This is a genomic window from Bacteroides muris (ex Afrizal et al. 2022), from assembly GCF_004793475.1.
GTDB classification, from domain to species: Bacteria; Bacteroidota; Bacteroidia; order Bacteroidales; family Bacteroidaceae; genus Bacteroides; species Bacteroides muris.
On the sequence record NZ_SRYZ01000001.1, the window covers coordinates 177,509 to 196,250 of the forward strand.

Annotated in this window: 10 protein-coding genes; 1 reads left to right on the top strand and 9 read right to left on the bottom strand. The window is 47.7% G+C overall.

All coding sequences use genetic code 11. The features are described from left to right. Positions 1-28: 28 nt before the first annotated feature. A complete protein-coding gene (gene ybeY / locus E5355_RS00710) occupies positions 29-442 on the top strand; it encodes an rRNA maturation RNase YbeY (protein ID WP_005826129.1) in 414 nt (137 codons plus the stop codon). A 133-nt stretch (positions 443-575) separates the two neighbouring features. Here ybeY and E5355_RS00715 read toward each other — a convergent pair whose 3' ends face one another. The 9 genes from E5355_RS00715 to E5355_RS00755 form a co-directional block, all read right to left on the bottom strand. Continuing rightward, positions 576-1,712 carry an aldose epimerase family protein gene (locus E5355_RS00715; RefSeq protein WP_136008752.1) on the bottom strand — a complete coding sequence of 379 codons (1,137 nt, stop codon included), beginning with the start codon at positions 1,710-1,712 and terminating at the stop codon, positions 576-578. 29 nt (positions 1,713-1,741) lie between these two features. After that, positions 1,742-3,772 (bottom strand): hypothetical protein, encoded by a 2,031-nt coding sequence (locus E5355_RS00720; RefSeq protein WP_136008753.1) that lies wholly within the window; start codon positions 3,770-3,772, stop codon positions 1,742-1,744. Between the two features lie 71 nt (positions 3,773-3,843). Continuing rightward, positions 3,844-4,860 carry a family 43 glycosylhydrolase gene (locus tag E5355_RS00725; protein WP_136008754.1) on the bottom strand — a complete coding sequence of 339 codons (1,017 nt, stop codon included), beginning with the start codon at positions 4,858-4,860 and terminating at the stop codon, positions 3,844-3,846. Positions 4,861-4,874: 14 nt separating this feature from the next. Beyond that, positions 4,875-5,849 (bottom strand): glycoside hydrolase family 43 protein, encoded by a 975-nt coding sequence (locus tag E5355_RS00730; RefSeq protein ID WP_136008755.1) that lies wholly within the window; start codon positions 5,847-5,849, stop codon positions 4,875-4,877. A gap of 3 nt (positions 5,850-5,852) precedes the next feature. Beyond that, positions 5,853-6,821: a glycoside hydrolase family 43 protein gene (locus E5355_RS00735; RefSeq protein WP_005826146.1), complete on the bottom strand. Its 969-nt coding sequence runs from the start codon at positions 6,819-6,821 to the stop codon at positions 5,853-5,855. 223 nt (positions 6,822-7,044) lie between these two features. Beyond that, positions 7,045-9,687, bottom strand: coding sequence for a family 43 glycosylhydrolase (locus E5355_RS00740; RefSeq protein ID WP_136008756.1), 2,643 nt, complete (start codon positions 9,685-9,687; stop codon positions 7,045-7,047). An 84-nt stretch (positions 9,688-9,771) separates the two neighbouring features. Then, positions 9,772-11,346: a RagB/SusD family nutrient uptake outer membrane protein gene (locus E5355_RS00745; protein WP_136008757.1), complete on the bottom strand. Its 1,575-nt coding sequence runs from the start codon at positions 11,344-11,346 to the stop codon at positions 9,772-9,774. A 23-nt stretch (positions 11,347-11,369) separates the two neighbouring features. Continuing rightward, on the bottom strand, positions 11,370-14,420 hold the full coding sequence (locus tag E5355_RS00750; RefSeq protein WP_136008758.1) for a SusC/RagA family TonB-linked outer membrane protein: 3,051 nt from the start codon (positions 14,418-14,420) through the stop codon (positions 11,370-11,372). 302 nt (positions 14,421-14,722) lie between these two features. After that, positions 14,723-18,676: a hybrid sensor histidine kinase/response regulator transcription factor gene (locus tag E5355_RS00755; RefSeq protein ID WP_136008759.1), complete on the bottom strand. Its 3,954-nt coding sequence runs from the start codon at positions 18,674-18,676 to the stop codon at positions 14,723-14,725. Positions 18,677-18,742 lie beyond the last annotated feature (66 nt).

Here is an 18,742-nt window from a genome sequence, read left to right on the forward strand (position 1 = left end):
AATCGTAAATCGTAAAATTGTAAATAAAATGATTAGTTATCAGACAGACGGCGTTGAAATGCCCTCCATCAAGAAGCGTGAAACCACGGAATGGATAAAATCCGTAGCCGCCACTTACGGAAAAAGAGTCGGTGAAATCGCCTACATCTTCTGCTCGGACGAGAAGATACTCGAAGTGAACCGCCAATATCTGCAACACGATTATTACACAGATATCATCACTTTCGACTACTGTGAAGGCAACCGCCTTAGCGGTGACCTCTTCATCAGCCTCGATACCGTACGCACCAATGCGGAACAGTTCGCCGATAACAACTACGAACGTGAACTGTACCGGGTCATCATCCACGGCATCCTCCACCTTTGCGGAATCAATGACAAAGGGCCGGGAGAACGGGAGATTATGGAGGAGGCGGAGAATAAGGCGCTGGCGATGCGGTAATTCCAAAAAATAAAAACTCTGTCTTGATAAAGTGCTGATTTTACCAAGACAGAGTATTTAAGAAAAACAGGTTACTTCAGGCTTCTTGTCATATTTATATCCATCCCATAAGAGGGTTTTGACATCCCCTCATTTATTTCTTCACCGAGAAGCGATAGATACAATGGCTGTCATACTTCTCTCCCGGCTTCAGCAACGCCGAAGGCCATTCCGGCTTGTTGGGCGTATCGGGATACTTCTGCGTCTCTAAGCAGACAGAAGCACGATGACCGTACACGATACCTTTCTTTCCGGTCAGTGTGCCATCCAGGAAGTTACCAGCATAAATCTGAATGCCCGGTTCGTTGGTATAGACATCAAGCACAATACCCGTTGAGGGAGATTCGAGGGTGGCACACGGGCGGGTGACGTCACCCTTCGTATTGAGTACCCAGTTGTGGTCATAGCCCTTGCCGTTCTTCAACTGTTCAAAGTCATTGTCAATACGGGCGCCAACAGCAGTAGGAGTGCGGAAATCCATATCCGTACCTTCTACGGAAACAATCTCACCGGTAGTCATGAAGGTACTGTCCACGGGGGTATAAGCATCTGCATCGATAGTGAGCAGATAATCCGAGTTGGACTTGGAGGGGTCACCGTCCAGGTTAAAGTAAGAATGGTTCGTCATGTTGATGACGGTGGTACGGTCTGTTTCGGCACTGTAACGAATGTCGATGGCATCGTCATCTGTCAGCGAGAAAGTGACCTTGCAGGTCAGGTTACCCGGGAAGCCCTCCTCTCCGTCTTTCGACAGATAAGTCAGCTCCAGAACCTGATTACTCAACTGGCGGGCATCGAACACTTGATATTGGTATCCCTTGGGACCTCCATGCAGGCAATGACCGTAATTGTTGCGCGGCAGCTGGTACTCTACCCCATCCACCGTAATCTTACCCTGATTGATACGGTTGGCATAACGTCCGATGGTAGCGCCGAAATCCGAAGGGAACTTGATGTAGTCCTGAATGGAATCGAAGCCCAGCACCACATCACGCATAACGCCATCCTTGTCCGGCACCATCACCGATACAATACGTCCGCCGAAGTTCGTAATGCAAACTTCCATACCATTCTTATTCTTCAAAACAAACAAGTCTGTCTGCTTGCCATCCACTTCCGTACGGAAGTTGGCAGGTTCCAGTCCCGAGGCAGTCTTTTCGCTCGCCTGCTTGCCTGTGCAAGCCGATGCCAACAGCATCACGCTTGCCAACAAAGTCATCATCTTATTCATAAATACAATATTGGTTACTGTTTAGACTATCATTTTTTCAACAAGAACTGCTCCGCACGTCCCGGAGTGAACAACTCCCACAAAGAAGCAACCGTCCAGCCCGGAGCGAAGATATTGTTGTAATATCCCTTTCCGTTACGTCCGTAATCCCAATTGGTATGCTGCACCACTTCCGGGTAATAGCCTACTTTGGCAATGCCGCACATGTGTCCTTCATACGGCAGTAACTGGCGCATGGAAGTGGAAATCACCTCGGCAAAGTCAGAGAAGCGCGGCTCGTTGTACTCCCAGGAAAGCCAATGCAGCACATCGGCAAATTCGAAGATAAACACATCGATATGGTTATTCTCTACCGACACATTACCCCAACCACGGGTTTTCAAGCCGATATCTCCCAGCATCTGACCTTCGGCAAAAGGAACATCCCAGGTATAATACCACGACAAGGCAAAATAAGCTGCTTTCTTCGCCAGACCGGCATAGTGTGCACGCTCTTCTCCTTTGGTAACCAAAGCCAGATAATAAGCAGCCGTAGCAGCATACAAGGAAGCTTCCTTGTCCTCGCAGTTGGCATCCAGCGTAGACGAGAAATAATCGGCCTTGGAGATAAGTTCCTTCTCCAGGTAGTCTACCGTACGCTTGGCGCTTGCCAGATAACGCTTGTCCTTGAAATACTTGGATGCCATCACCAAAGGCAAGGTTGCCGAAGGCGTGCTGCCGCCGCTGGCATCCACGATAGAGAAATCATCCTTGAACTTACGCGGGAAGCTGCCGTCCTCGTTCTGCAACTTAAGGAAGTTGTCCAGCATGCCCTTGATGCGTTTCTCCCATTCGGGGTGTTTACGCTTCTGCTGTTTCTCGTAGTTCAGATAGTTCAGAATGGCATATACGCCTTCGGACTGACGGCGGATGCTATGTCTGGTTTCCTTGAAGCCGCGGTTGTAGTGTACCACTTCGTTGAAGAAGCCCGCAGGCGAGAAACCGTTCCGGAGATAAGTATCGAAGATACGATTGGCATTGTCCACCAAGTCTTGGCGATTCTGCTGCTTACCATATTCCAGCGCATTGAAAGCGTTCAGCAACGTACGTCCCACAAAGCCCACTTCGGCAACGTCCGTATTGGCACAAGTGGCAGTCTCCAACTCTACACCGGAATAATAATGAGTGGGGGTATTACCGACATAGCTTTCCACAAAGAAGTTGCTCATCACCTCCTTCATGCGGTCTACCGTGTAAGGTGTGCCGACCGGTTTCGGGCTGTTCGTGTCGTAGCTATATTCCCAGGTGCGCTGTACGCATTCCGAGAAATCGGCAGCATTCCTTTCGGACAACTCCCAGGTCATGGAGATGCTATCGCCCTTACGCAGCAACTGGAAAGCCTCAACGGCAGGAGCCAGCGTCAATTTGCGGATATATGTCTTCGGTGCTTCCTTATAGGGGAAACCGTATGCCAAGACAGTCACACCATCCACATTGCAGAAACCGGTATATCCGATGGAAGTCTCGCCGGACAAGATTACCTCTCCCTCCTTATGAGTGGTCAAAGCTTCCTTGTCGAACTTGTCAATACGGATAACCGACATGGACGTACCGCTTGCCGGATTGAAAGCTGCCGTCAGCGGAGTGCTCAAACGGTCCTCACGCACCAGCCAACTGTCCGATGTGTGGAAAGAAGGAGCTTCCTTCGGCGAACGCAGGTTGCGGCGATACCAGAAGCCCGGCATGTAGAACTGGCAGTCCGAATGCTTGTAACCGGTCTTTATCTGTTCCCCGTAGTTGAAATACACATCTTCCAGCGCTTTCAGTGTGACAGTAATACGCTGTTTGCCATCCTTGTCCACCACCCGGCGGACGATTTCCAGCGGCAGCTTCTCCGAAGCCCGGCAACCGTACACACCCTCCTGCATCTTCTGCAAAGCCAGCTGATATTGCCTGGCATCATTCCCCGGCACTTTCAAGGAAATAGAGGCGGAGATGTCTTCCGAAGCAACATTCACCGCTCCCGCACCCGTAATGCCCGCAACGAGCATTACTCCCAAAAACAATCTTTTTAGTCTCATAGTTACATCTGTTTTATTGTTGTTAGAAAAAATATCATTCATTCCATTCCGACGGGCTACTTTCATGATAATCAGAATTTCGGTTTCTCCGCTTCCGTAGATGCAACGGAGTCTTCTACCGTCGGCCATCCGTCTTCCCAGCTAATCCTATCCAGCATCAATACGCGGCCTTCGGGATTCTTAGTACTCACCGCGTGATAGAAGAACCAGTCATTACCGGCATTGTCCGTCACAATCTCGGAGTTATGGCCGGTCCCCACAAAGGTATTGCTTTTCCGAATCAGCACTTCGTGCTTGTTGTCCATCATGCTGCCGCCATTCTTGTCGACATAGGGGCCGAAAAGATTATCTGAACGCCCTACAACGGTGGTGTAGGTACTGTTCAACCCCTCACAGCAACTTCCTATGGAAGCAAAGAAATAGTAATGCCCGTCCTTCTTGTGGATATAAGTACCCTCGTAAGCGGTTCCTGCCACTTGTTGCGGTGTGGCGCCGTCCTTCAGAGAAAGTCCGTCGTCAGACAGTTCAATCGCATAGATTCCACGGAAACTGCCCCAGAAAAGATATTTCTTTCCCCCATCCTCTATATAGAAAGGGTCGATGGAGTTCTGCACATTGATTTCATTGCTGCGGAACATCTTTCCGTGGTCCTTGAAAGGGCCCTCCGGTTTATCGGCAGTGGCACAACCGATGCCGCAAGTCCACTCGCCTCCCCAGACGGACATGGAATAGTAGAGCACGTATTTATCACCTATCTTGTTGATGTCCGGTGCCCACAAACCTCCGTTCGGCTCAAAGTCAGGCCGGGTACGGTCGGTAAAGGCAGTACCTACATATTCCCAATCCACCAGATTCCCGGAACGGTGAATCGGCAGATTGCGTATGTCCTCGGTGGCATACAGATAATAATAACCGTCACCGCCCTTTATCACAGAAGGGTCTGGCAAACTGTAGTTTATCACCGGATTGCGGTAGACATTCTTCAGTTGTTCATTCGGCTGTTCACCCGGTTTGTCTTCCTTTGTGGCCGATGACGAGGAGCATGCTATCAGGCAGCATAACACCGATAATACAAGAAACTTTTTCATACTATGTATTTTTTTCATTTTACTTTTTCAGATGATGCGCTGCCCAATACCTGCGGACGGACAAGAGGGCCGCCGATAGAAACCGTTCCCCGGTCGGAAATGGCAAAATCCTTGATATACGAAGTGCGCGGCTGTACTTTCGTGGAATCCCAGTGTGCATGGAAAATATATTTCCAGCTGCCGTCCTTGCAGCGGAAGGGCGCTCCGTGTCCGGTGCCCATCAAGCCGTCGGCACGTTGCAGAATCGGGTTTCCCTCGTATTTCTTCCACGGTCCCGTCGGACTGTCCGAAGTGGCGTAGCCCACTCCGTAGTTCTTGCTTTCAAAGTGATTGGCCGAATAAACCAGATAATATACACCCTCTTTCTTCAAGATGGAAGGGCCTTCGGCAACCTTGGCGGGCTTGTCTTGCGAAAGCTCCCAAGGCTCTCCCACCTTAATGCACTCCGTCAGCGTTTCCTGCTTGATGCCGGTCAGATCATCGTTCATCTCTGCCACCCAAATGACGTTGCCATCCGTAAAACGCACGAAATAGAGGTAAGGCGTGCCGTCATCGTCGATGAGGAGAGAGGTATCGATGCTCTTCTCATCCCATATCGGCTGCTTCACCTCCTGACGGAACGGACCTTGGGGAGCATCTGCCGTTGCCACGCAGATATGCTCTTCGGTGGAATAAAACAGATAAAACTTCTTCTTCGATTCGATGTAGTAAACTTCCGGTGCCCAGAATCCCCACGTGCCGTAGGAGTCGGCAGCCGACAACGCCTGGCCTTCACGCGTCCAGTTTTTCAAGTCATCGGAAGAGAAGCAGGCAAAGCCTTCCCCTTCTACCGTACCTCCGGTGCCGTAGGCATAATACTTGCCTTCGTAAAGCATTACGTAGGGGTCGGCAATCGGCAGATAGTCTGATTCTACAACCGTCTTCTCCTTGCAGCCTGCAAAGCAAAGACAAAGCAACAGCAGCAATATATAATTCTTCTTCATATCCATCTCTTATTTTACTATTTTGGGTGTCATATAGTCCTTGCTGATTCTCATGCGGTCCACACCGTCCACTTTCTCGAAAGAAACGTCACTGATGTACATGGCGCGCGGATGGATGCTACTCTTGTCCTTATGGGCATGGAAAACGATACGAAGCTTGCCCGCCTTGTCGGTGAAGGTGGCACTGTGCCCCACCCCAACCAGTTCTCCGGGTTTCTGCAGCAAGGGATTCTCCTCGTATTTGGTCCAGGTACCCATCAAATCGGTAGCTGTGGCGCAACCTATGCCGTAGAAAGGACTCTCATAGCTGTTGGCGGAATAGGTCATATAATAGAGTCCATTGTGCTTGATGACAAACGGACCTTCATTCACGCGGGGCCACACTTCCTCCCATGCCTGAGAGACGTGGATGCAAGGGTGCATGGTCTCCTTCTTGATAGTCATGAGGTCTTTCTCCAATTCGGCCACCCAGATGTTGAGCCCGTCGTTGAAACGGTCGAAGAAGAGATAAGGCGTGCCGTCATCATCAATGAACAGAGAGTTGTCAATGCATTTCTCATCGGCAATCATCGGTTCCTTCTTACTTTGGGTAAATGGTCCTGCAGGTGAGTCTGCTGTTGCCACACAGATATGCTCGTCTGCCGAGTAATACATATAGAACTTCCCGTTCACTTCGTAGACCTCCGGTGCCCAGAACCAGCGATCGGCCCAGACATCCTTCTTCTGGAGCGCCATGCCCTTATACTTCCAAGTCTTCAAATCATCGGAGGTATAGACTTCGATGCCGTCATCCGCATGGGTGCCATAGGCATAGTAAGTGCCATCGTGCAACATGATGAACGGGTCGCCCAAAAGCACCGGCGTTTCAACTCCTTCGACAACAATATCGTCCACATCCTTATAGTCTGAAGAGCAGGACTGGCAGGAAGCCAGCGTGGCCAACAGAAACAGATACATACATATAAAATTCTTTTTCATGATTCTTTCTTAAACAATTGTTATGATGATAAATATTTACTTTCAAGAAGATGTTCCGTTACACCCGTATATTGAACCCTATTCAGTCGTATACTGAAATACATTCAGTCGTATACTGAATCACCCCCAGTCCATCGCACTGATTCACAAGGAAATACAGACGCCGGTTTCTATATACATTTTTCATTACATATATACGGAACGGCACATCCCACGATTGCGTCTAATCGCGCCTCTGCCCTACATGATAATACAACGTACCACTATAAACCGGAGAGCCGCCCTCCGAACAGAATCCGATGCGGGATGCAGGGTAGCGTATATCCAAAGCTCCCAGCTCCCTGCCGTCGACAAACAGATACAGCTTGTCTGCACGACGCAGGGCACGAAAATTATAGGATTCCTTCCACAATTCATGTACACCTATCTTATAGATATGGCGTTCCAAATCCTCCGCCTCCTTGTTGATGAAGCGGATGCCTTCTGCCTTTACCGGAGTAAAGGTACAATAATTATATGCAGGATGTTCTGCTATCCCCCTATCTTTGTTTTCTATCGGATGCCATTCGCCGCCATTCAGGTATTCTATGTCGAACTTGCCGAACATGTCATCCGCAAATTCGGATTTATTGCCTGCTTCGTGACGATTCAGGTAAAGTGTATCCAACCATGCAGGTGCGGCAAAACGATAACCTTTCTCAATGAAGTCGGTATACTTCACATCCGGATAGAGCGTTTGCAGGCATCCCAACGGGAATTCCTTCTTCCAGGCAGTTTTCCCTTTCTTCACGGCTGTCACCTCAAGCACACGGGTGATGCCATCGAACTGAGCCTTCACATAGTTATCCTTATCCACATAAACCGGATAGCTTCCTGCCTTGTCTTGTCCGGACAAGCCGGACAACTGGAAGCTGAATTCATAATCGTTCAAGAAATCGCCCTTCAACAACTCCTCATTCTCCGAAAGCTGGAAATGCACATCATCGAAGCCGATGGTATAGGTAGCCCCTTCGAACAAGGCAGACTTTGTCTCGTCAAACACTCCGGGAACACCCGCTTCTTCCGCCGGAAGAGCCTCTGCAAAGACATGTTTTCCCGGTGTGGGAATCTCATCCAGCCAAATCTTCAGACAGCCACCATTACGCTCAATGCGCAGATGATGGTACACACCCCAACGGAAATCTTCAGGCAGGACATAGGATTCCTTGTTTTCTTTACCGCCGACAAGTGTACGCAGGTACCAACTCCGGTTCTCGGCATCCAAACCTACATAGGCACAGTTATCTGCATCCTTCCACCAGGCAATGACGCCGGCTCCACCCTCGGTCTTGACTCCCGTCTCGAACAAGTAGGCCACGGACGGCTGTACTTGTTGCAACACACCGAACGAAACTGTCTCGCCTTTACCCGCAAAGGTAGGCATCGAAGGTTCGGGATGATAACCTGCCGTGCGGGGGCCGGTGATACCGTCCACAAACAACGTCTTGTCGAAGAACTGGACACGGTTGATATATTGTCCCCGATGCTCATCGTTCTTGTTTGCCATATAAATCAACCACCATTCAAATCCGTTGGGCCCCCTCAGAATATTGGGCTGGCCGGGAGTCATCAGAATATCGTCGGCAATGCCGTCTTTCATATCGAACAGAGAAACGTCGAAGAATTGCGAACGTCCCTTGTTTGTTTCTACGGCAAGCAGATTCGTGCCTTCCTTCAAAGCAGCACGCAGCTTCTTGTCCAGGTTTACGATGCAATAATCACGCCCCTGCTTCTCGTAGACAATTGTTCCGTTCAGATAAATCCGGGTATCTCCGTCGTGAGCGACACGCAGTGCCAGATTGCCGGTTTCGCTGCCGGCAGAGAAAGTCTTTCGCAACCATAGGGAGGGCGTATCCCACAAGGTGCCCAGATGCCGGGTTGTGGAACCTTTCACTTCACGGGACGAAAAGCCGGTCTCCCCCCTCGCCCAGCCGGAGTCATCGTAGGTCACTTTTGTCCAGTCGCCCTCCGGCTTGCTCTCCGTATAAGCAAACAACGGCTCATACGTGCGGCCATACCGCAATAAATCCACTTGCTTCTCCTCCAGTTGTGTCTGATTGCAGCCTACAACCGGATAGCTATATTTATTACCATTTTGAAAACCTAAAGGAGAGTCTGCCTCAGCAACTCCCAACTGATAATTGCCCCACTCTGTAGAGGTGTGGTTGGCATTATACATCATATAGTAGCGGCCTCTATACTTCATGACCCACGGTCCCTCCGCTACTCTGTTATCCATCGTTTCCCATGTATCCGGCAATGAGGCGAACTGGCACACCGGTTCGCCGGCAAATTCTGCCGGGTTCTTCATTTTACGTCCCCATATGGTATTTCCATCAGTAAAACGTACCATATACATGTATAGTTGTCCATCATCATCTCTGAATATTTTGGGGTCGATACGGTTATCCATCCATGTCTTCTTGTTCGGTTCTGTATAAGCGCCCAAGACATCTTTGCTCTGCGCATGTACAATGTGAACGGCATGCTTGTCCTTCCCCCAATAATTGACTGACCAGTACAAATGAAAATCACCGTTCAGATAGAACATGTCATTGGCATGAATCTGGTCATCTCCAGCTCCGCTGCCTCTGGTCCAGTCATTGTCCATGGATACGACATGGATAGGTTTCCCCCAATGAACCAAATCATCGGACACATAGAAATCCCCGTTTGTACGGACCCCGCCAATATAATATTTGCCGTTATATTTCATTACGCCGGCATCCGCCACTCCCGGAAGTACCGGATTCTGGATGTTCTGCGCAAACAAGCTGCCGCAGCAAGCAAAAGCGAATGGTAATAGTAGTTTTTTACAGACAAGCATATGGTATAAGATTTAAGAAAGAAAAGGCTATACCGGAAGCATCCTGAATGAGAACAGGCTTCCAGGCATAGCCTTCTTTGGTTATCAATAGCCTGGATTCTGGTTGAGATGAATCTCTCCATTTACGGTACTTACATCCACTTCATCTCTAGGGATAGGCAACCGTCTATGCTTACCCACAACGAAGTTTTTGAAGTCTCTGTCGCGTTTTTCCAATTCCTCTATACCCGCTTCGGTATCAAGCAATCCCCAACGCTTCAAGTCGGCCCAACGCCAACCTTCAAAGCAGAGTTCCAAAGTACGTTCCATCTGCAGACGCTTGATAAAGGCATCTTTAGAGTTCAAGCAATCTTTCCATTGGCTGTCTTTCAACTGAGCCAGACCGGCACGTTCTCTTACCTTGTCCACATAAACAGCAGCATCGGCAGGATTAGTACCCGTTTCAACAAGACACTCTGCATAGTTCATCAGGATATCTGCGTAACGCATGATACGATAGTTGTTACGGGCAAAATAATCTTCTGCACTACGATAGTAAGAAGTATTGTATTTACGGATATAGCAGTCTTCCGGGTCAGTTCCCCAATTGTCATTCCAATCGGCATTTTCAAATCCATAATATTTCTTCGGCTGGTCAGGGAAGTCTTGCGAAAATCCACGATAAAGGATACTGCCGTACAAGCGCAAGTCATTCTTTCCATCCACACGTTTCTCTTTCAAGAACTCGTCTACCAACCAGCGACGTGCCTTACCGTCTCCCCAACCTATACCACTTGGAGCATAGAACTGAGTACGCTGGAAACCGAATGCCATACTGGCATCATTACCCGTACCACCCTTGTTCTGGTCATCAAACTGAATCTCAAAGATACCTTCCTTGTTGTTCTCGTCCAAGTCAGTGAAATTATCTTCACGATTGGCGATAAGACCGTACAAAGAGCCCTCTTTATCAATCAACCATTGCAATTGTTCCTTTGCCTTGTCATACTTATGTTGTTGCATATAAGCCTTGCCCAACAATGCCTTGGCAGCACCTTTGGTAGCACGTCCCAGATTGGCAGCATCCCAAGATTCCGGCAGATACTGCATGGCAAAAGTCAAATCTTTCTCTACCTGGTCCCAGATTTCCTGTTCAGAAGCATCTTTCGGAACATAATTGGCATCAGTGGGTTCCAACGGCATGGTACCCTTATCCCACAACAGATTTACTTGGAAATACCACAATGCACGCAAGAAAGACGCCTGAGCCAATACGCGGTTCTTCGTGGTTTCATCCATCTCTATGTTGGGCACATTGGCCAACACTTGGTTACAACGGAAAATGCCTACATAGAAATGTTCCCAATGAACTGTATTCCCTTCATAAAAGTTGTAGTTGTTGTAAAGGAAACGTGTCCAGTCACCCAATTCAATCCAAGGAGAAGAACTCCAACCCTCGTCCGATGTCAAGTCGTAGCGGAAAGAGAGCCAACGCATCCAAGTACCTTCCTTATAGAGAAAACTATAGCAAGCATTGACACCGGCTGTCGCATCTTCCGGCTTATTCCAATAGGTAGTGTTAGTCACTTCGTTGGGATTGTCTATATCCAGCAAGTCGGCACTACATCCTGAAAGCAACCCCATGGCACCGACAAGCATCATTTTATATATCTTGTTCATAATTTCTGATTATTAGTTATAAGTTAAAAGGTCAAATCCAATCCGAACATCACAGAACGCATATTAGGATAGGCAAAGCTGTCCGTACCGCTGTTCCACACAGAGTTCACTCCCTTAAAGTCAGGGTCTAGACCGGAATAGCCGGTAAAGGTAATCAAATTGCTTCCGGTAGCATACAAGCGAAGTTTCTCAATACCCAGATTAGCCAACCATTTCTGACGGAAATTATAACCGACTGAAATGTTCTTCATACGGAAGTAAGAACCATTTTCCAAGAAACGGTCTGATTGAACAGAGTTGCGGTCATCACCATAAATGATACGCGGAGTATTGGAATTAGAATTTATCTGATAAGGCTCCTCACCGCTCTTGAAGCGAATATAGTTGGAGTTGTCCGAGAACAGGCGACCTTGCCAGCGTGCCACATTGAACACCTTGTTGCCAAACTGGCCGTTCCACATCATGCTGAAATCAAAGTCCTTCCATTCCGCATTGAACACCAACGACATTTGCATCTTAGCCCAAGGGCTACCGCAATAATCACGGTCTTTGTCCGTAATCTGTCCGTCATCATTCAAGTCAAGGTATTTCACATCACCCAATTGAGGACGCTTTCCGTTAATCAAAATAGGAGTACCTGCCTCCACCTTATTCTCTGTTCCTTCGGGTACATGCGTTCCTTTCGTCACATACTCATCTATTTCCTGCTGTGTTCTGAAAAGACCGTCAGTTTGTCTCAAATAGAATTCTGCCAACGAATGACCTGGCCTCGTTCTAGCCTGCCCCGAATCGATATAATCTCTACGGCTACCGTCACGCCCCAAACTCAACACTTCATTGTCGATAGTAGTGACATTCAGCAAAGCGCTATACTTAAAATCCGAAATCTGATCTTTCCAACCAAGTGTAAACTCGAAGCCCTTGTTGCGCAAGCAGGCAGCATTTTTCCATGGAGAACCTCCTTGGTTACCGGTAGAAATGGCAATCGGAGTCTCTGCCAATACATCACTGGTCTTTGAGTTGTAATACTCTGCGCTGACAGTCAAGCGCTGATTAAGGAAGCTGGCATCAAAACCTACATTCACTGTTTCTTTTGTTTCCCAAACAAGACCTGCATTTACCAGTTTCACCTGAGCGGCACCTGAATTGATGGCACCACCAAACACGGTTACAATACTTTGGTTGATGGTTCCGATATAATCCCAATCACCGATGGAAGAGTTGCCGAGACGCCCCCAGTTACCTCTAATCTTCAAATCATTAATCCAAGGCACATCAAAGAATTCCTCTTTTGAAATTCTCCAGGCACCGGAGAATGATGGGAAATTACCCCAACGATTTTCCTTAGCCAGACGGGAAGTACCGTCACGACGGAAGGTGGCAGTCAGATAGTATTTATCATCATAGATGTAGTTCGCACGTCCCAGGTAAGAAATCATCGCATTCTCACTGATGCTGTTCGAGTTTTGCTGGTTGCTCTGCCCGGCATTCAATACGGTCAGATAGTCACCGTTGCCCAGCATCGGGAAGTTGAGACGAGAAGCCCATAGGCCTTCCCATTCATGGTGTTGGTAAGTTGTACCCACCACGGCATCCACATGATGCTTGCCAAAATCCTTATTAAAGTTCAAGGTGTGTTCAATCAACATGTTGTAGGTATTGTCACGAGCCTTCTGCCCTTCCGGGTCGCGGTGCTCCTGGTTCTGAGTCCAATTACCTTCGCCACGGAACCATGAGTTCTCGTAGAAGTAAAGGTCAATACCCCCATTGAATTTATAAGAGAGGAAATCGAACGGTTTGAATTCCAGCCATAAAGAACCATTCAAACGATTCTGACGGAAATGACGATATTCCAAATCTTCACGAGCAATCGGGTTCACACCAAAAGTATTGTATTTGGCAGCATCACCATAGCCATATCCACCCGGATTATTCTCATCATAAATAGGAATGGTAGGCATCATACGCAAAAAGTCATTGTAGGTATTTGTCTGGTTCGGGTCTGTGTTTGTAAGTGAATAAGCCAAGTTTTCACCAAAAGAGAACCAGCCCTTTTTACCTTGTGTATTGACACGGAAGCTATAACGGTCGAAAGTATTTCCATAAGAAACGCCATCATTGTTATAGTAACCGGCTGATACAAAATAACTACCGGAGTCTCCACCACCGGAGAGTGATACGTTGTAGTCCTGCACCAATGCGGTCTTCAACACTTCATCCTGCCAATTGGTATCATACTGTGAGTGTTTCTGAGTGCTGTTTACAGTAGCAATGCCATCTTTGATAGCTTCATTATAGGCAATATCATTATACTTGATATATTCTGCCGCATTCATCAAATCAAATTTCGGGCTCCATTCCAATGTTTCCTTTACGCTTACATTCACTTTCATGGGACCTTTCGTACCTTTCTTGGTAGTAACGATAATCACACCATTGGCAGCACGCGAACCGTAAATGGCAGCAGCAGAAGCATCCTTCAAAATTTGAATAGATTCCGCATCGGCCGGATTGAAGTCAACGCCCGGATTGGTAATCATTCCATCGATGACCCACAACGGAGAGTTGTTGCTCAACGAGCCTACACCACGAATCTGAATATCGGCATCCTCGCCTGCACGCCCACTGCTGCGAACATTGACACCGGTTGCCAAGCCCTGCATCTGGCTCGCCAGTGTCCCTGCAGCGCTTTTCTTCATTTCCTTGGTATCAACAACGGCAACCGCTCCAGTCAAGTCGGATTTCTTCACAGTCTGATAACCGATGACAACCACTTCCTCCAGTGCTTTCGAATCATCTTTCATCACCACGCGCAAGGCAGTTCCCTTATAGACAACTTCCTGCGTAAGCATACCGATATAAGAGAAAACGAGTGTACTTCCTTTCTTTCCACTCACTGAGAAATTACCGTCAATATCGGTAATGGCACCCGTGGTAGTACCCTTCACCAATACATTCACGCCCACCAAAGGCTCACTATTTGCATCCGTCACCGTTCCCGTTATGGTCACATCTTGTGAATAAGCGGTAGCTGCAAACACAACAAAGAATAAGAATAAGATTTTCTTGATCATTTTTTATAGAATTAGATTTTAAAACTATGCGGAAACTAACGTCCGCCTTTTAAATACACCGCAGAAAGTGATTAGTCACTTCTGCCAATCATAGAACATTGATTAGGATTTGTTACGTCATAGGCATAGGGGTCATAGTATTATGATACTGTTGATTTTCGGATGCAAATATATCCGCATAAAGCTAAAATTAATGCAAATATCGCTTCAATCTATGCAATTATAAATCCAAAAAAATGCCTCTGAGGTGTCTCTCAGAGGCATTTGATTGGATTGTTATATTTAACAAGCATTCCATGCTATCATTTCACGAAGTCTTTGGGCAGAATACCAAATTGTTTTTGGAAACACTTGGTAAAATAGGAAGGAGTATTGAAGCCAGTCATATAGCAAACCTCATTGATTTTACACTCCCCCTCCTTCAAAAGCTGCGCCGCTTTCTTCAGTCGTTCCAAGCGGATGTAGTCATTGGGAGTCATATCCAATATGCCCTTTATCTTCCGATTCAGGCTCGAACGGCTCATGTTCAGCAGGCTTGCCATATCATCCAGACAGAAATCCGGATTCTGCATATTGGCAACCACCACTTCCTTCAATGTTTTAAGGAAAGACTCATCTGCCTTTGTCATTGCCATACTGCCCGTCTGCACAAAAGGAGAATTGACAAAAGAAGCCCGTAGCTTCTCACGGTTATTCAGCAGATTGGCCACACAAACTTTCAGGTATTCCACGGAGAAAGGTTTCTCTATATATACGTCAGCCCCCAGCTTCATTCCCTCTATCTTGGCTTGAAGGGTCGTCTTCGCCGTAAGCAGGACAATCGGTATATGGCTACAATCAAGCTCGGACTTCAGATGCTCGCACAACTCCAGTCCGTCCATCTCGGGCATCATTATGTCTGAAATGACAAGATTTACGGTATGCTCTTTCAACACTTTCAAAGCTTCCACTCCGTTCATGGCAGTCAGCACACGATATTCCGAAGAGAACTGTTTTACAACAAATGCCTGCATCTCCGGGCTGTCTTCCACCACCAAAAGGGTATACCGGTGCTGTTCCAAGGCAGTACCTGCACCACTTTCCTCGGAGGGTTCCCCGCACGTTACCGGTTCTTTATGCTCTACGACCACCGTCTGCTCGTGCCTTAGTGGAAGTGACAGCAAGAAACAGTTGTTCTCCATCGAATCTTCCATGCACAACGTACCCTCATGGAACTCGGCCAATGAACGGGCAAGCGCAAGCCCGATACCGGTGCCGGGCACAGAGCGCAACGTACCGGTTTTATACTGGATGAACGGCTTGAAAATCTCCTCGCGCATCTCTGCCGGAATGACAAGGCCGTCATTGCATACGGAAAGCAGCAGTCTTTCACCTTCCGAATATAACCTGATGCGTATATAGGTCTCCGAATACTTTATCGCATTGGTCAGCAAATTGCTGATAATCTTGGTAAGCCCTTCCCTGTCAACCGAAGCATACAAGCTTTCGGGAGTCTCTATACTCAATGCCAGCCCCCTTTCACGTGCCAGGGGATTGAAGCGCTTATACGTCTTCTGCAAGAGCTCAGACACGTCACATTCCACAAAATTCAATTGGAAACCTTGTGTCTCTGTCTTCCGGAAGTCCAGCAACTGATTCACCAGATCGAGCAGCCGGTTGGTGTTCAACTCCATGGTCTCCAAATCATCCCTGATGTCATCCGAAACAGACTGGGAAGCCAGTACATTCTCAAGCGGGCTCTTTATCAGTGTAAGCGGAGTACGTATCTCGTGTGCTACATTCGTAAAGAAGTCTATCTTTGCAGTATACAACTCCCGCTCCTTTTCCCGCTCAAACTTGTCCATAGCCTGCTGGTGCTTCTGCCGGGTCCGTTTTCTGAAATAGATAACTATGCCAACCAGCGAACACAGCACCAATACCGCATAACCGACATACGCCCAAGTGGAAAGATAGAAAGGAGGACGGATATGGATGTCGAGCACACGTTCCGCCACGTTCCACTTGCCATCGCTATTGGAACCTTTTATACGCAATGTATAGCTTCCGTATGGAAGGTTTGAATAGTTGATGATAGAATTCCGTCCTACCGTATACCAGTCGCGGTCAAAGCCTTCCAGCTTACATTCAAGACCATTCATTTCGGGTGCCTGGTAACTCAGGGCCGCAACCTGGAAAGAGAAGGAATTCTGGTCGGCATCCAATTCTAACTCATCCGCATAGGTGATGCTCTTCTCCAAAGGAGAATCCGGACTGTCCACCGAAAGCCGTTTGTTGAACAGATAAAAATCTGTAATCACTACGGGAGGGAGAAAAGTGTTCTCCACAAAAGTTTCCGGGTCAAAGGCTATGAATCCGTTGATACTACCTAAATAGATGCGCCCCTTCTTGTCAATGTAACCGGACTGGAAATTGAACTGGTTGCTCAGCAGCCCGTTTGCCGTGGTATAGACATGTTTGCTCTCCGTATCGGGATTGAAGCAGACCAGGCCATAATTGGAAGTAATCCATAAGTTTCCCCGCTTGTCCTCGACCATCTTGTAGATGGTATTGCTCGGAAAACCTTTCGACATGTCATAACGGGTAAAGTTGTCCGTTTCCCGATTGTAGCGGCAAAAGCCCTCACCCAGCGTCGTGAACCACAAACGCTTCTTACTGTCTTCGTAGATACTGATAACCTTATTGTAGGAAAGAGAGGTCGAATCGTTCTCATTAGACAGATAGTTCCTCCACTGCCGACTTCTTACATTGTAGCAGAACACTCCATTAGAGAACGTGGCAAACCACAGATTCCCGTTGAAGTCCTCCAGAATGTCGTAAGTAAACAGATTCTTCAACTGAGGAATCCGGACAAAGTCGTCTGTGGAACGATTGTACTTCAACAGACCGGATGTAGTGCCTATCCACACGTCTCCCGTAGTAGTCCTGCAAATGGTGAAAGCGTCATTGGCGGCCATGGAATTCTCACTCTCACCCTTGGCATAATGTCTCACCTGCCCGGTAGGAAGATTTACCCGGTTCAAGCCACCAGAGAACGTACCTACCCACAAATCATCCCCGTCCAGGCAAAGGCCGTGAATATTCTGATAAATACCCGGATGCTCAAAGGGCACTATCTTTCCGTTTTCCGGATTGTAATTAAACAAGCCTTTGTCTTCGGTGCCTATCCACAAGGTGCCGTCATTGCTTTCACAGATTTCCCGTACACGACGGCCGAAATGTCTGAGATTGTCTCTCGGATAGAACTTCTCGAAATAAGTCCATTGATAAGGACAATAGTTCACTCCACCAAAATAAGACCCTATCCACATACCGTTCTCCTTGTCGCAGCAGAGCGAATAAATGGCTTTGTCCGACAATGCATACGAATCATCCTGGTCGGGAACGGTCAAATGGGTAATCTTGTCATTCGTCAGATTGTAAATATACAAACCGGACTCTGCACCCACCCACAGTTCGTCGTCAGATTTGAACTGCAAAGTCCTCACATAGGTGTCCAACAGCTTCCGCGTCTTGCCTGTAGTCTGGTTTATCTCTGTCAACCCGTTCAGCGAAGCGATATATACGCAGTTATGGGGTCCGCTGACCTGCCAATTGATAATGTCGTTCTTGAAAATCTCATTTCCTTCCGCATCCTTGAAAGGCTGCAGAGGAGTCTCAAAATCAGCTTTCGTATAGTAAAGATTATCCGCATACAAAGCCAGCCAACAAGTATTCCCATTCAGCCAGAAGCGGGTGACGTTGGGCAGTCCCGAATCATGCAGACGGTTCAGAAGTTTCCCTTCATCCAGTCTATAGCAGAACAGCCCTTGGTTTTCTACCGATATCCAGATATTGTCGTCCTCGTCACTTCCAATCATGGTGACAAAATCCCTGATAACACTGCCGCTATCACTGGCCTCATCGAAAGCGGTAAAGAAATCCAGTACGGGATCGTAAATAAAGACTCCTCCATCGGTACCAATCCAGATATTGCCCCGGCAGTCTTCATAGAGCGCAGTTATGAAGTTCTTTCCTAAACCGGAATTCTCCTTCTTGTAGACACGGAAAGACAATCCGTCATAACGGTTCAGACCGTCCTTGGTCCCAAACCACATAAAGCCTTTCCTATCCTGCAAAATCTGATACACGGTGTTCTGCGAAAGACCGTTCCGGATATCCATCGTTCTGAAATAGTAATGAACGGCATCCTGCGCACAGACCGGTAACACCGCTCCCATGCACAGACAAAGGAAAAGCTTTATAATCAATCGTTTCATAACAACAATATGCTTTAAGCCCAACAACAATGATGAGTGACCGGCAATTTACGCCAATCACTCATC

Bases quoted from the DNA above. Each gene is read 5' to 3' on its own strand.
- E5355_RS00730 (WP_136008755.1), bottom strand. From the start codon at position 5,849: ATGGATATGAAGAAGAATTATATATTGCTGCTGTTGCTTTGTCTTTGC.
- E5355_RS00735 (WP_005826146.1), bottom strand. From the start codon at position 6,821: ATGAAAAAGAATTTTATATGTATGTATCTGTTTCTGTTGGCCACGCTG.
- E5355_RS00720 (WP_136008753.1), bottom strand. From the start codon at position 3,772: ATGAGACTAAAAAGATTGTTTTTGGGAGTAATGCTCGTTGCGGGCATT.
- E5355_RS00725 (WP_136008754.1), bottom strand. From the start codon at position 4,860: ATGAAAAAGTTTCTTGTATTATCGGTGTTATGCTGCCTGATAGCATGC.
- E5355_RS00740 (WP_136008756.1), bottom strand. From the start codon at position 9,687: ATGCTTGTCTGTAAAAAACTACTATTACCATTCGCTTTTGCTTGCTGC.
- E5355_RS00750 (WP_136008758.1), bottom strand. From the start codon at position 14,420: ATGATCAAGAAAATCTTATTCTTATTCTTTGTTGTGTTTGCAGCTACC.
- E5355_RS00755 (WP_136008759.1), bottom strand. From the start codon at position 18,676: ATGAAACGATTGATTATAAAGCTTTTCCTTTGTCTGTGCATGGGAGCG.
- ybeY (WP_005826129.1), top strand. From the start codon at position 29: ATGATTAGTTATCAGACAGACGGCGTTGAAATGCCCTCCATCAAGAAG.
- E5355_RS00715 (WP_136008752.1), bottom strand. From the start codon at position 1,712: ATGAATAAGATGATGACTTTGTTGGCAAGCGTGATGCTGTTGGCATCG.
- E5355_RS00745 (WP_136008757.1), bottom strand. From the start codon at position 11,346: ATGAACAAGATATATAAAATGATGCTTGTCGGTGCCATGGGGTTGCTT.